This window comes from Duganella aquatilis (genome assembly GCF_009674565.1).
Classification (GTDB): Bacteria; Pseudomonadota; Gammaproteobacteria; order Burkholderiales; family Burkholderiaceae_D; genus Rugamonas; species Rugamonas aquatilis.
Genome location: NZ_WKJL01000019.1, coordinates 1 through 13,086, shown reverse-complemented (window position 1 = coordinate 13,086; position 13,086 = coordinate 1). Strand labels below are relative to the sequence as shown.

General features: G+C 65.5%; 15 protein-coding genes. 5 read left to right on the top strand and 10 right to left on the bottom strand.

The window, feature by feature from the left end; genetic code table 11:
* Position 1: 1 nt before the first annotated feature.
* Positions 2 to 1,198: an AI-2E family transporter gene (locus tag GJ698_RS21835; RefSeq protein ID WP_154359977.1), complete on the top strand. Its 1,197-nt coding sequence runs from the start codon at positions 2 to 4 to the stop codon at positions 1,196 to 1,198.
* On the opposite strand, the gene GJ698_RS21830 is transcribed toward GJ698_RS21835, so the two are convergent.
* Positions 1,184 to 2,047, bottom strand: coding sequence for a YihY/virulence factor BrkB family protein (locus GJ698_RS21830; protein WP_154359976.1), 864 nt, complete (start codon positions 2,045 to 2,047; stop codon positions 1,184 to 1,186). The two genes, GJ698_RS21835 and GJ698_RS21830, sit on opposite strands and share 15 nt — an antisense overlap.
* A gap of 48 nt (positions 2,048 to 2,095) precedes the next feature.
* Positions 2,096 to 3,139, bottom strand: a complete 1,044-nt coding sequence (locus GJ698_RS21825; protein ID WP_371865409.1) for an OmpA family protein — start codon at positions 3,137 to 3,139, stop codon at positions 2,096 to 2,098.
* A 286-nt stretch (positions 3,140 to 3,425) separates the two neighbouring features.
* Between GJ698_RS21825 and GJ698_RS21820 the strand changes: the two genes are divergently transcribed.
* Entirely contained in the window at positions 3,426 to 4,055 is a 630-nt protein-coding gene (locus GJ698_RS21820) for a winged helix-turn-helix domain-containing protein (protein WP_371865408.1), read from the top strand.
* Between the two features lie 130 nt (positions 4,056 to 4,185).
* On the top strand, positions 4,186 to 5,052 hold the full coding sequence (locus GJ698_RS21815; RefSeq protein WP_154359975.1) for a M90 family metallopeptidase: 867 nt from the start codon (positions 4,186 to 4,188) through the stop codon (positions 5,050 to 5,052).
* Here the strand turns inward: GJ698_RS21815 and GJ698_RS21810 are convergent, their stop codons facing one another.
* The 4 genes from GJ698_RS21810 to GJ698_RS21795 are packed head-to-tail and all read right to left on the bottom strand — an operon-like array spanning position 5,053 to position 9,245.
* Positions 5,053 to 5,553 (bottom strand): response regulator, encoded by a 501-nt coding sequence (locus GJ698_RS21810; RefSeq protein ID WP_154359974.1) that lies wholly within the window; start codon positions 5,551 to 5,553, stop codon positions 5,053 to 5,055.
* Positions 5,550 to 6,926, bottom strand: coding sequence for an ATP-binding protein (locus tag GJ698_RS21805; RefSeq protein WP_154359973.1), 1,377 nt, complete (start codon positions 6,924 to 6,926; stop codon positions 5,550 to 5,552). The genes GJ698_RS21810 and GJ698_RS21805 overlap by 4 nt, the downstream gene beginning before the upstream one ends.
* A gap of 10 nt (positions 6,927 to 6,936) precedes the next feature.
* Positions 6,937 to 7,752: an HDOD domain-containing protein gene (locus GJ698_RS21800; protein ID WP_154359972.1), complete on the bottom strand. Its 816-nt coding sequence runs from the start codon at positions 7,750 to 7,752 to the stop codon at positions 6,937 to 6,939.
* On the bottom strand, positions 7,749 to 9,245 hold the full coding sequence (locus GJ698_RS21795; RefSeq protein ID WP_154359971.1) for an EAL domain-containing protein: 1,497 nt from the start codon (positions 9,243 to 9,245) through the stop codon (positions 7,749 to 7,751). The genes GJ698_RS21800 and GJ698_RS21795 overlap by 4 nt, the downstream gene beginning before the upstream one ends.
* A 162-nt stretch (positions 9,246 to 9,407) precedes the next feature.
* Between GJ698_RS21795 and GJ698_RS21790 the strand changes: the two genes are divergently transcribed.
* On the top strand, positions 9,408 to 9,959 hold the full coding sequence (locus GJ698_RS21790) for a glycine zipper domain-containing protein (RefSeq protein ID WP_154359970.1): 552 nt from the start codon (positions 9,408 to 9,410) through the stop codon (positions 9,957 to 9,959).
* A 128-nt stretch (positions 9,960 to 10,087) separates the two neighbouring features.
* On the top strand, positions 10,088 to 10,447 hold the full coding sequence (locus GJ698_RS21785) for a hypothetical protein (protein ID WP_154359969.1): 360 nt from the start codon (positions 10,088 to 10,090) through the stop codon (positions 10,445 to 10,447).
* On the opposite strand, the gene GJ698_RS21780 is transcribed toward GJ698_RS21785, so the two are convergent.
* The 4 genes from GJ698_RS21780 to hyi all read right to left on the bottom strand — a co-directional run bounded on the left by GJ698_RS21780 (position 10,444) and on the right by hyi (position 12,916).
* On the bottom strand, positions 10,444 to 10,818 hold the full coding sequence (locus tag GJ698_RS21780; RefSeq protein ID WP_154359968.1) for a TraR/DksA family transcriptional regulator: 375 nt from the start codon (positions 10,816 to 10,818) through the stop codon (positions 10,444 to 10,446). The genes GJ698_RS21785 and GJ698_RS21780 overlap by 4 nt on opposite strands.
* A 46-nt stretch (positions 10,819 to 10,864) precedes the next feature.
* Positions 10,865 to 11,290 (bottom strand): hypothetical protein, encoded by a 426-nt coding sequence (locus GJ698_RS21775; RefSeq protein WP_154359967.1) that lies wholly within the window; start codon positions 11,288 to 11,290, stop codon positions 10,865 to 10,867.
* 9 nt (positions 11,291 to 11,299) lie between these two features.
* Positions 11,300 to 12,070 (bottom strand): hypothetical protein, encoded by a 771-nt coding sequence (locus GJ698_RS21770; protein ID WP_154359966.1) that lies wholly within the window; start codon positions 12,068 to 12,070, stop codon positions 11,300 to 11,302.
* Positions 12,071 to 12,136: 66 nt separating this feature from the next.
* Positions 12,137 to 12,916: a hydroxypyruvate isomerase gene (gene hyi / locus GJ698_RS21765; protein ID WP_154359965.1), complete on the bottom strand. Its 780-nt coding sequence runs from the start codon at positions 12,914 to 12,916 to the stop codon at positions 12,137 to 12,139.
* Positions 12,917 to 13,086 lie beyond the last annotated feature (170 nt).

Here is a 13,086-nt window from a genome sequence, read left to right as displayed (position 1 = left end):
CATGAACCAGCCTGTCGATCTTCCCCGGACTCACGCACAGGCGCTCACCGCCGATGCCGACGCTTCCGCTTCTTCCCTCGCTCCCGCACTGCCTGAACCCTCCCGAATTCCCCTGCACGTCAACGCCCGCGGCCTCGCGCTTGGCGTGATCGCCACGGTCGCCTTCCTGTATGCCTTGCAGTGGTCGCGCAATTTCCTGGTTCCCGTTTTGCTGGGCATCCTGTTTACCTACATGCTCAGTCCGCTGGTATGCTGGCTGGAGAAGCTGCGCATTCCGCGCATCATCGCCGCCACGCTGATCACCGCCGCCATCCTGGGCGGCTCGGTGCTGGTGATGGAAAAGCTGCAGGGCGAGTTCCAGTCGATCGTCGATGAATTGCCGACCGCCGGGCACAAGCTGTCGCGCTTGCTGGCCGACCGGTTGCACAGCGGCGGCCCCAGCGCCCTGCAGCGCATCCAGGACGTGGCGACCGAGCTGCAGCAGGCCACCGCCGGCGCCCAGGAAAAACGCGCCGCGCGCCGCGCCGCCGTGGCCTCCGCGCCGGACACGCTGCCGGTGATGGACTGGATCTGGGCCGGCTCGATGGGTGTGATGGGCTTCCTCGGCCAGGCCACGATGGTGATCTTCCTGGTGTTCTTCCTGCTGATGTCCGGCGACACCTTCAAGCGCAAGCTGGTCAAGCTGACCGGGCCGTCGCTGACCAAGAAAAAAATCACCGTCCATATTCTGGAGGACATCAACAGCTCGATCCAGAAATACATGCTGATGCTGCTGGTGACCAACGGCGCCTTGGCGCTGCTGATGTGGGCCGCCTTGCGCTGGATCGGCCTGGAAAACGCCGGCGCCTGGGCCATCGTCGCCGGCCTGCTGCACCTGATGCCTTACTTCGGCCCGCTGCTGATCATGCTGGCGACCGGCATCGTGGCCTTCCTGCAGTTCGAATCCTTGCAGATGAGCTTGCTGGTGATGGGCGCCTCGCTGGCCATTGCCACGCTGATCGGCACTGTGGTGGCGACCTGGATGACCGGCCGCTTCGCCCGCATGAACGCGGCGGCGGTGTTTGTCAGCCTGCTGTTCTGGGGCTGGCTGTGGGGCGTGTGGGGCTTGCTGCTCGGCGTCCCCGTGATCGTGATCGTCAAGGTGGTCGCCGAGCGGGTGGAGGGCATGGAAGTGGTGGCCGAACTACTCGGCGAGTGACGTCCCGCGCAGGCTGCCTAGCTGTAGCGCATATTGCCGCGCAAACTCGGCGCCGAGGAAGAAGATCTGCGCCGAGTAATACACCCACAGCAGCAGGGCGATCATCGAGCCGGCGGCGCCATAGCTGCTGGCCACGCCGCTGTTGCCGATATACGCACCGATCGCATATTTCCCCAGCGTGAACAGGGCCGCCGTGCCGAGCGCGCCGATGGTCACGTCATGCCACGACAGTTTCACGCGTGGCAGCATCTTGAAGATCACGCCGAACAGCGCGGCGATGACGATGAAGCTGATCGCGATATTGATGCCGGTGAGCGCGACGCCGGCGTCGGTCCAGTAACTGCCCCAGAACTTCTCCAGCAGCGTCAGCGCCGCGCTGACCACCAGCGACACCATCAGCAGGAACGCCAGCACCAGCACCATGCCGAACGACAGCAGGCGCGTGCGCACCGTGTCCCACAGCGTGCCTTGGGTCAGGGGCGGGACTTGCCAGATCGCGTCCAGGCTGGCCTTCAGTTCGGCAAACACGGTGGTGGCGCCGAACAGCAGCAGGCCGCCGGCCACCAGCGTCGCCAGCCGTCCTTCCTCCTTGTTGCGGGCGCCGGCCAGCACCGCCTGGATCGCTTCCGCGCCCTGGGCGCCGACCAGTCCGCGCAGTTGCGCGAACAGCTCGCCCTGGGCCGCCTGCGGGCCGTAGAACCAGCCGGCGATGGCCAGCACCAGCACCAGGATGGGCGCCAGTGAAAACAGCGTGTAAAAGGCCAGCGCCGCGCCCATGCTGCTGCCGCGATGCTCGAACCATTCGAGGACGGTGCACTTCAGCACCGAGAATATATTTTTTGAGTTCATAAAAAAAAAGCCCCGCAACCGGAGTTGCGGGGCTGTCACTTTCAGAGATTATTGTACGCGGCGTTCGATGGTGATCTGTTCCACTTCAACGCGGCGGTTAGGTTCCAGGCACTTGATCAGGTCAGCGCGTTTCTTGTCGTTGCACTCGACGACAGGATTCGACTCGCCTTTGCCGACGGCGTTCAGGCGGTTGGCGGCGATGCCTTTGCCGACCAGGTAGTCCTTGACCGCATTGGCGCGGCGCTCGGACAGTTTCTGGTTGTACTTGTCGCTGCCCAGACGGTCGGCGTAGCCGGTGATGACCACGTTGTCGATGCTGCTGTTGGTGTTCAGCACGTTGGCGATGTCGTCCAGCTTGGGCTGGTTCGAATTCAGCTTGGCGCTGTCGAACGAGAACAGCTCGGTCGCCGACATCGTCACTTTTTCGAAGCGTGCTGGCGGTGGTGACGGTGGGGCTGGCGGTGCTGGTGGCGGCGGTGGTGGTTCGGCCACCGGCGGCGCTGGCGGCGGTGCCGGTGGCGCTGGGCGCGGTGGCGCATCGAAGGCGAAGTTCAGGCCGACGGTCAGGTAGTAGTTGTTGCTCTTGCTGTTAGGGAATTCATCGCCGCGGATGAAGCCGTGCACGTCGCGCAGGTCAGCCTGGAAGGTGACGCGGTCGTTGATGTCGGCCTGGAAGCCGATACCGGCGCTCAGGTAAGGCGAGTTCTTCTTGCGTTCGACGTACAGCGGCAGGTTGGCCTTGTCGCGCTCGGCGCCGATACCGATCAGCACGAACGGACGGAAGGTTTTACGCGAGAACATGTACAGGCCGTCGACGCCCAGCGTGTCCTGCTGGTAGCGGCGGTCGCCGTCACGGGAGCGGGCATAGGTGTAGCCGCCTTGCACATCCCATTTTTCATTGATGGCTTTGCCGAATTTCAGACCGGCGCCGTAACCGCGCTTGTCCGTGGCGCCAAAGTCGGAATCCGGCTTGATGCCGTTCACGCTAGGCTGGATGTACCACGATGGATTGATGACCGCATCCTGAGCCAGGGCGGAGAACGACGCGCAGAGAGCTGCAACGGCGAAGGCGATTTTCTTGGATTTATTCACAGGGTGGCTCCCGATTGTTTAAAAAATTATTTCACTGCCAGCAATGTTGTTGCATCGCTGTTGGACCGAAGATTAGGCGACAAGGTGCCGCTCTTCCGTTCGCTACCGCACCAAACCTTGTGCTGTATCAAACCCGCCACATTTCCTGAAACTTATCGAGAACTCCCTTGTCCGAACTTAAAGCCTATAGATGCATCGCTAATGTTCGTTGCCGCACAGACCGTACCCTCGCAAACAGGCATTCTTGAGTCAAAGCAGTATCAATCCAGTTTAAAGGAGCGTTCTCATGCATGCAGTCAGCAAACAACAAACCATGGTCCAAAACGAGATGAAAGCCTCGCCGGAGATGCAGTCCACCACGGCGCGGCTGACGGCGCTGATGGATCGCTCGACCCCGGCGCCGCTGGACCGCAAGCCAGCCCTGTCGATGGCGTCGATCGAGCGCGTGCGTTCGACCTCGGCCACGCTGCGCCGCATCGAAAACATGCAGAAACTGATCGGCGAACTGTCCATGCACGAAATGCTGGCCGACGAAATCGCCTGGTTCCTGAAGTTTTCGCCGTCCGGCGCCCGCAAATATATCCGCGACCTGCGCGAAGCCGGCGTGATCGAGCTGGCCCGCTATGTCGAAGGCACCGCCACCTACCTGGGCAAGGCCGTTTATCAGCTGACGCCGGACCCGGAGCGTATCGCCGCCTTCCTGGCCGCCATCGCCCAGCCGAAACGCGAAGGCGCGCCGCCGCGCAAGGAACGTCCGGGCCTGCGCGAGCAAGCCATGGCAGGCAGCGGCCGTCACTTCCACATCCTGGCCGACGACACCCATTACGCCATTCGCGTCAACCGCGGCCCGGTGATGCGCGATCCGCTGGTGGCAGCCCTGTTCGGCAGCGCGCCGTCGCAGCAAAAAGCAGAATAAAACTCCCCGCAGGGGTATCATGAACAGCCGGCCCGGTGACCACCGCGCCGGCTGTTTTCGTGTTGACATATTGAAATGCGGCGCAGCCGCCCCACCTATGCTGGCATGACATCTTACGGACCTGCGGCACATGGAAGCTTTGATCTGGATAGGCCTGACGGCACTGGCGATCGCACTGCCTTTTTACTACCCGCGCTGGCGCCTGCAGCGGGTGCTGGCCCGGCCGCTGCCGCGTGAGGCGGAGCAGGTTTTACAGCGCCATATTCCCGTCTACCGCAACATGAGTCCGGACTTGCAGCAGCAATTGCGCAAGCTGGTGGTGCAGTTCCTGCATCAAAAAAAGTTTGTCGGCTGCGAAGGGCTGGAGGTGACCGATGAAATGGCGGTCATCATCGCCGGCCAGGCCTGTTTGCTGCTGCTGAACCGGCCCAGCAAGGTGTATCCGGCGCTGCACACCATCCTGGTCTATCCGAGCGAGTTTGTCGCCCAGCGGCCGCAGGTGGGGCCGGGCGGCGTGATCACGCCGGGCCACCAGAGCATGCTGGGCGAGTCGTGGGACGATGGCCGCGTGGTGCTGTCCTGGGACGACGTGCGGCGCGGCGCCGGCGACTGGACCGATGGCCATAACGTCGTGCTGCACGAATTCGCCCACCAGCTGGACAGCGAATCGGGCCGCGCCAACGGTGCGCCGTACCTGGGCAATCCGGCCAGCTACCGCGAATGGTCGGAAGTGCTGTCGCGCGACTTCCAGAACCTGCGCATGAACGCCATGTACCGCCAGCACACGGTGATGGACTACTACGGCGCCACCAATCCGGCCGAGTTCTTTGCCGTCGCCACCGAAACCTTCTTCGAGAAACCGTACCAGATGGCCGAGCACCACGCCGAGCTGTACGCGGAATTCCTCAAATACTACCGCGTCGATCCGCGCGAATGGATGTCGCCGCCGCCACCGCCGCCGGCAGCAGAGCCGGTCTCGTTCGCCTACGGCTGGTAGTCACAGGATGATGGAGCCGTCGTCGGTGCGCTTGACGTGCAGCAGGCCTGGTTCCTCTTCCTCCAGCCGCTGCGCTTCCAGCTCCTGCGCCGACGGCGCCTTGCCGGCCTCGGCCAGCAGGCGCTGACGCTCTTCCAGTCCCTGCAAAATATTCTGTTCCAGTTCGGCCTGCTGCCAGGGCTTGGGGATGAAGCGGAACACATGGGCGTCGTTGATGGCCGCCATGGCGGTCTTGAAATCGGTCGAGGCGCTGAGCATGATGCGCACCGTGGTCGGCGCCACGTCCTTCAGCGCCTGCAGGAATTCGCCGCCGCTCATTTCCGGCATCATGAAGTCGGACACCACCAGGTCGAACTCGCAGACGCAGATGCGGTTCAGCGCCTCGAACGGATTGGTGAAGGTTTCGATCTGCGCGCCGGCCAGCGCCTTGCTCAACCGTAGCGCCCGTTGCAGCGCGCTCAGCATGTTCGGTTCGTCGTCCACCAGCAGTATGCGGGTCATGTTTGCTCCTCGGTATGGCGGATCGGCAGCAGCACGCGGAAACAGGTGCCGCGTCCCAGTTCGGTATCGACTTCGATGCGGCCCTTGTGCTTCTGCACGATGCCGTAGGCCAGCGACAGGCCCAGGCCGGTGCCCTTGCCCACCGCCTTGGTGGTGAAAAAGGGATCGAAGATGCGCGACAGCGCGTCCGGTGCGATGCCGTTGCCGGTGTCTTCCACTTCCAGTTTCACCGTCTGCTGGTCGGCCATGCCGGTGCGCAGCGTGATGGTGCCGCGCTGCTCGCCCATGGCCTGGGCCGCGTTCACCACCAGGTTCAGCACCACCTGGTTGATCTGCAAGGGCAGGCATTCGATTTCCGGAATGTCGCCATAGGCCTTGACCACGTCGGCGCGGTACTTGACCTCGTTAGCGACGATGTTCAAGGTCGAGTCTATGCCCTGGTGCAGGTCGGCGCGGCTCCATTCCTGGTTGTTGTCGGCGCGCGAGAAATCCTTCAGGTCTTCGACGATGTGGCGCACGCGCACCAGGCCTTCGCCCGATTCGCGCATCAGCGCCGGAATGTCCTCGCGCAGGAAGTCGAGGTCGATGCGCTCGCGCATGGCGCGCAGGCGCGTGACCACCGCCGGCTGGGCGATGCTGGCCTCGGCTTCCTGGTAGGCGTCCAGCATGTCGAACAGTTGCCCCAGGTAGTTCTGCAGGGTGCCGACGTTGGAGAAGATGTAGCCGATCGGGTTGTTGATCTCGTGCGCCACGCCGGCCGCCAGCTGGCCGATCGAGGCCATCTTTTCGGCCTGCACCAGCTGCTGCTGGGCCGCCGACAGCAGGTCGTTGAGCTCGGTCAGCTGGCGGATGTCGTCCTCCAGCTTGTCGTTGGCGTGCGCCAGCTGGGCGGTGCGCTTTTCGACGATGTGTTCCAGCCCGTCGCGCGACTTGCGCAGGGCGTTTTCGGCGACGCGGCGCTCGGTGACGTCGCGCAGCGTTTCGATGGCCCCGACAATATTGCCCTCGGCGTCGCGCAGCGGCGCGGCGGTGAAATGCAGCCAGTGGCCGCTTTCGCCGATGTTGGGGAAGAAGTCTTCCGACTCGTAGGCGCCGGGGATCAGCGTCGATGGATGGCTGTGGCCCGGATAGTGGTCGGCGATATTGGTGTCGCCGGCCACGATCAGGTCGCACAGCAGCGAGCGTTCCTTGACGTAGAACGGCTGCCACTGGTTGCGGGTGCCGACCATGCAGGCGCGGGTCCAGCCCAGCAGCTGTTCGCAGGCCTTGTTCCAGTGGGTGATGACGTGGTGGCGGTTGATGGCGAAGGTGGCGACCGGATGACCGTCGAAGAATTCATCCAGCGCCACTTCGGCCTGCGAGGGGAGTTTCATCGTAGCGTTCCTAATTGACCAGAATCTGGCACATATCGTTGACCATCAGCGGGCAGCTGGCGCTGAGTTGCTGGCGTTGTTCCTCGTCGAGCGCCAGCGTGCTCCAGGCGTGCTCGCGCTGCGCTTCGCTGGCGTCGGTCGGTTCGGCCAGCAGATGGGCCAGGCCCACCGCCAGCGCCAGGCCGGTGGCGTTGTCGTCGCGCTGGTGGCTGATGGCGTCCTGTATCGTCGGCGGGAATTTCCAGTAGGCGGCCAGCGCGCTGCCGGCCTGCGTGTGGTCGACGCCGAACACGGCCAGCTCGGCCTCGGCCACGCTGGCGTCTTCATGCTCGGCGCGCCAGGCCGGCACCGCCGCGTATTCGTCGGGAAAGCGGGTGGCCAGCACCAGCGTGCCGAGGTTGTGCAGCAGGCCGGCGGTGAAGGCGGTGTCCGGACTCTGGCGCAAATGGCGCGCCAGCGCACGGGCCCAGACGGCGGTGGCGATGCCGTGGCGCCAGAAGGCGTCGAAATCCAGCGCCGGGCCGCTGGCCGGCGGCACCGCGCCGATCACGCCGCAGGCGGTCACCAGGGTGCGCACGCTGTGCAGGCCCAGCACCGACATCGCCTGCTGGATGCTGGTGACCTTGGACGGCATGCCGTAGAACGAGGAATTGGCCAGGCGCAGCGTCTTGGCGGTCAGCGCCTGGTCGAGCGCGATGCGGCCGGCCAGGTAGTGCAGGTCGACGTCGTCCTGCTCCATGCTGACCAGCAGTTCCGCCACCACCGCCGGCAGCGAGGGCAGGTCGTGGACGCGGCGCACCACGTCATCCAGGGCGACGTGGCTCATGCGGCGGCCTCCAGGCTGAGGGTGATCAGGCTGCCGCGCGAGGCCGAATGCAGGCCCATCGGATAGGCGGTGACGCTGTAGCGCCGGCCGCCGATGGCGGCATGGTGCCTGGCCGGCGGCAGGCAGGCCGGGTCCGGGAACAGTTCCGGCAGCACCAGGCAGGCCTCGTTGCCCAGCAATGCGCCGCTGCGCTGGAACAGGCGGCCGGCGGCGCCGTTGATGAAGGCGATCATGCCGTCGTCGTCGAGGCCGATCACCGGCAGTGGCAGCTGTTGCAGCAGGTCGCGCGCCACGCCGAGGCTGATCTCGTCGCGGTCGATCTGGCGCTGCATCTGGTGCAGCAGCTGTTCCATGCGGCGGTTGGCGCTGGCCAGTTCGTGGTTGGCGTTGCGCACCTCCATGTGCAGGCGCGCGTTGTCGTCGGCGATTTCCTTCAGGTGGAAGGCGTCGCGCAGGTGGGTGCGCAGCTGGTCGTCGTTCCACGGCTTGGTGAGGAACTTGTAGATGGCGCCTTCGTTGACGGCGTCGGTCACCGATTGCAGTTCGGTGTAGCCGGACAGCATGATGCGGATGGTGTCCGGCCGCAGCGTGCGCGCCTGGCGCAGGAAGTCGGCGCCGCTCAGGCCCGGCATGCGCTGGTCGGAGATGATGACGTCGATCTGGTGCTGGGCCAGCATCTCCAGCCCCTGTTCGCCGCAATTGGCGGTGTGGATCTCGTAGCCGTCCGGGCGCAGCAGGCGCTTCAGCGCCGACACGATGTTGGCCTCGTCGTCGACCAGCAACAGGCGGCGCTGCCGCGCCTGCACCCGCAGCAGGTGCGGCGGCAGCCGGCGGTCGGTGCTCAGCAGCGCGCCGATTTCTTCCGGCAGCTGCGGCGCGCCGTACAGCTCGCCCTGGATCAGGTCGCACAGATTGTCGCGCAGGAAGGTGCACTGGGCTTCGGTCTGCACGCCGTCGGCGGCGACGCGGATGCCGAGGTGCAGCGCCATGGCGATCAGCGCCTGGCACTGGGCGGCGACGGCGTCGCTGTCGGCCACGCCGCGCACCACGGCGCTGTCGAGCTTGATGTAGTCGAAGGGATAGCGTTGCAGATTGCTCAGGCAGGCGGGACCGGCGCCGAACTGGTCCAAGGTCAGGCTCACGCCCAGCTGTTTGAAGAAGCCCAGCGCGGCGGCGCTGGCGTCGTCGTCGTGCATCAGCGTGGCCTCGTCCAGCTCCAGCGTCAGCGCGGCCGGGGCGATGGCGTGCTGTTCCAGCAGGGCGGCGACGGCGGGGCCGAAGCGCGGGTCGTGCAGCTGCGCCGGCGCCAGGTTGATGGCGACCTGCAGGTCGGCGCCGCTCAGCACGCCACCTTGCCACAGCGCGCGGTCGGCGCAGCTGCGGCGCAACAGCGCCAGGCTGTCGCCGCGCGCGGACCACGCCTCGACGCCGGCGACGGCGCCGTTGCGCAGATCGACCAGGGGCTGGTAGCGCGGCGGTTGATCGAACTCCATCAGGCGTTCCTATCGAAATGGAAGCTTGCTGCTCGAAAATACTATCGATTGATTATACGGCCAAGTGCGCGCGGTTCAACCTTTTTAACGTGTGCGCAAGCGAACGGAAAAGCTGCGGCGCGCGCGCCACACTGGCAGCAAACTTAAACCAGGAGAACACCCATGAGCACCATTATTGCCGGGCATTTTCAATTACAGGATGAAATCGCCGACGCGCGGCTGGCCCTGTTGAGCGCCGGGTTCGCGCCGGCCCGCATCAGTTCCTTCTACGTCAATCCGCCGGGCCAGCATGACGTGCACCAGCTGGGCGGAGACCACGACCAGTCGCCCGGCGCCAGGGAAAGCGACGAGGGCGTGGTGCAGGGCGGCGCCACCGGCGCGGTGGCCGGGGCAGTGGTGGGCGCCGCGACGATTCCGATTACCGGTCCGGTGGGGCCGGTGGTGGGCGCGCTGGTCGGCGCCCACGTCGGTTCGCTGTACAGCCTGCACAAGATGAAGGAAGCGGGCGAACCGGACGAGGACGGCAGCAACGTGCAGCCGCCGCGCAAGGCCGGCATGATGATCGCCGTGGCGACCGACGAGCCGGCCGATGCGGACAGGGCGCTGGACCTCCTGCGCCGCTTGGGCGCGCGTGAAATCGAGCGCGCCGAAGGCCAGATCAGCGGCGGCGACTGGCGCGATTTCAATCCGAATTCGCTGCCCGAGCGGGTCTGAGTCCGGCAACAGTGTCGGCTTGTTATCTTCCATTTGGATAGCGCTGTTGCATATCCGAGACTAGGGCTGCACGCAAGGCAATTTTCGGTATGATAGTCGCAGAGATCAACCGAAGAGCGGAGGCGGCAATGACACAGGCATGGCTGGTACTCACTCGTCCGGACGGGCGTGACGTCACGGCGCCGTCCGAGGCTCAGCTGGCGGCGGCGCTGAGCGACGTCTACAGCGGCAAGACCGCCAGTCCCGAAGGCGGTCCCGGCAGCGCGGTGCTGCGCTTCGGCTATGACGACGGTTTGATGTATGAGATGGAAGTGTCGAGCGGCGGCGCGGTGCGCTTTGCCGAGTGGTCGGACCGCGACTGCGAAATCGCGCTGGCTTCGCCGCGCACCATGACCGTGCTGAAGCAGGCCGACGCGCTGCAGCTGTGGCGTTTGATGGCGCAGCGGCAGGTGGCCAAGATCCGCAACCAGCCCTGGCTGGACGACTAGCGTGTCCTTTGTTCCAGCCGCGTCTGGCAATTGATGCAGAAGCGCGCTTCCGGCCGCGCATTCAGCCGCGAGTAGCCGATGGCCTCGCCGCAATGTTCACATAATCCGTAGAGCTGATCGTCGAACTTGGCCAGCGCGTGGCGCACGATGTCGAGCTGGCGCGAAGTCAGCGTGGCCGCCTCGTGCACGGCGGCGTGCAGTGTGCGCTGGCTGGCGTTGTCGGCCGGCGAGGCTTCCGCCACGTGCGGCAGGGGCAGGCGCAGGTCGGTGCTGCGGTCGAGATCATCCGCAAGCTGACTCAGCAGCGCGGCGCGCGCGTGTTCCAGCCGCGCCTGCAAGGTCTGCCATTGATGGTCGTCCAGTCCGTTCATGCCGCGCACTCCTTACGGCATTTGACCTGTTCCGGCGCGATTTGTTCTACAGCGCCTCGATATGGTGCTTGAGTTTTTCCAGCGGCGACAGCACGTGCTCGGGCTTGCCGGCGGCAATGGCGGCGCCGAGCGACAGCAGCTCGCCGGCCAGGTCGACCAGATCCTTGAGGCGGTCGATCTTGTCGATTTTCTGCTGCGCCAGTGCGGTCAGGTCCAGCAGCTGCTGCTGTTGCGTGCCGAGGCCGGTGGCGGCCAGCACGGCGGCGTCCAGGTACAGGCCGTTGGCGCGCTGGCGCAGCGCCACCTCGTTTTCAAACAGCGCCTGCGCCACGCCTTGCGAAATGCCGGGCAGGGCGCCGTCGGGCGACGGCGTGCGGATGGCGCGCATCAGGCGCCGGTGCAGGGCGTCGGCGTTGGCGGACAGGTTGTCGGCCAGCGCCTCGATCTGCGCTTGCTGGGTAGGATTTGCCATGGCCCCTCCTTACTGTTTGGTCGGGATCTGCTCGGCCAGCGCGCGGTGCCGCCGCTCGATGGCGTCCAGGTTGTTGCGCGCCAGCGTGTAGCGCAGGCCGATCAGGCGGAACTCGGCCTGTTTTTCCTGCAGCTGGGCCTTGGCCAGCGCCAGCAGCAGGCGGTCGCGCTGCGGGTCGCGGAATGGAATCTCCGCTTCCAGCATGCCGGTGACGATTTTTGCTTCGTTGTCGTTGCTCTTGTCGTACAGGCGCAGCAGCGTGCGCATGGCGTCCAGTACGTCCTGCACCGGCTGCCGGCCTTCGCGCATCACGTCGTTGACGGTGTTTTCCTGCAGCGGCCCGGTGACGGCGCGCGCCACCAGCCGCGTCAGGCCGGCAAAGGCGTTGACGTGGCGCGCTTCCAGGCCGGCGTCGGGCCAGGCCTTGATGCCGGTGCTGATGTTCTTGACCTGGTCTTCCAGGTCGTACTGGCTGTCGCCGGCCAGCTTGCCCAGCGTTTGCATATAGGCCTGCAAGCCGTATTGCAGCTTGACGAAATCGTCGCAGGCCTGCTGGCGGCGGGCGTTGAGTTCCTGCTCGCGGGCGTCGGCCTCGGGCGACAGGTAGGGCTGCTCGCGCTGGTAGGTGCCGCGGTAGCGCTCGGTGAGTTCATGGTAGGCGCCCAGCTTGGGCGCTTCGGCGGCGAAGGCGCGCACGTCGGCCATGCGCGGCGTGCTGCTGGCGCAGCCGGTGAGGATGGCCAGCAAGCCAAGGATCAGGAACCAGCGTGACAGTTTCATGGGCGCTCCGCAGTGTGTGGGACATTGTTGCCGGTGGTGGGCCGCGCCGTCTTGCGCGCGCGCAGACTATGTGGTCAGCGCCTCGCGCCAGCCAAGGCCGGCGTTGGTGTCGCCGGCCGGAATGTATTCGCAGCCGAGCCAGCCTTCATAGCCGAGCTGGTCGATGAAGGCGAACAGGTGGCGGTAGTTGATTTCGCCGGTGCCGGGTTCGTGGCGGCCGGGTGTGTCGGCGATCTGCATGTGCTTGATGAACGGCAGGTTGGCCTGGATGGTGTTGGACAGCTCGCCCTCCATGCGCTGCATATGGTAGATGTCGTACTGCAGGAAGATATTCGGGCAGGCCGCTTCGGCGATGATTTGCAGCGCCTGGCTGCTGTGGGTCAGCAGGTAGCCGGGCATGTCGTAGTGGTTGATCGGTTCGATCAGGACATTGATGCCGGCCGGCTGCAGCTGCTGGGCGGCGTAGCGCAGGTTGTCGAGGTAGGTGGCGCGCGCCAGCTCGGGCGCCAGGCCGCCGGGGATTTTGCCGGCCATGCAGTGCACCTGGGTGACGCCCAGTTCGCCGGCATATTCCAGCGCGCTGGCGACGCCGGCGCGAAACTCGTCGACGCGGCGCGGATCGCAGGCGATGCCGCGGTCGCCCGCGTTCCAGTCGCCGGCCGGCAGGTTGAACAGCAACAGCTTGAGCTGGTAGCGGCGCAGGCGTTCGGCGATCTGCTCGGCGTCGAAGGCGTAGGGGAACAGGAATTCGACCGCCTCGAAGCCGGCCGCATGGGCCAGCGCGAAGCGGTCGAGGAATGGCGTGTCGGTGTACAGCATCGACAGGTTGGCGGCGAATTTGGGCATGGCGATAGCATCCGTGGTTGAGTTGCTATCCTAATCCATATCACCGCCGCGCGCGGCACGAAAAAAAAGCCATCCGAAGATGGCTTTTTGTTTTAGCGGCCGCGGCCGCCGGAGCGGTGCTGGGAGGCGGCGCGTGGCGCGCCGCCGTTGCCGCCGCCACCGGTGCGCGG